The sequence below is a fragment of the Saccharothrix sp. NRRL B-16314 genome, assembly GCF_000716595.1.
Lineage (GTDB): Bacteria > Actinomycetota > Actinomycetes > Mycobacteriales > Pseudonocardiaceae > Actinosynnema.
The window spans coordinates 1-304 of sequence record NZ_JNXC01000245.1; the positions used below are offsets into that span (position 1 = coordinate 1).

The 304-nt window shown below is 73.4% G+C and carries 1 pseudogene; it reads left to right on the forward strand.

Features of this window, described 5'->3' with window-relative positions:
- Positions 1–304: pseudogene (locus tag OQ02_RS45490) on the forward strand (hypothetical protein); the annotation flags it as partial.

Genomic DNA, 304 nt, shown 5'->3' on the forward strand with positions numbered 1-304 from the left:
CCTGTGGCCGGACCTGATCCTGTCCTCGGGCCCCGGCCCGGAGAGCAGCAAGGCGGCCAAGGCCCAGATCCACGGCTACGTCATCCGGCTGCTCGACCGGCGGCGCGCGGAGCCCCAGGACGATCTGGCGGGCGTGCTCGCGGAGTCCCTCGCCGAGGGGCGGATCACCGCCGAGGAGGCCGTCTCCCTGGCGATGGCGATCCTGATCAGCGGCGCGCACGCGGTACGGAACAACAGCGCCAACATGGTGTACGTGCTGCTCACCCGGCCGGAGCTCGCGGACCGGCTGCGCGCCGAGCCCGAG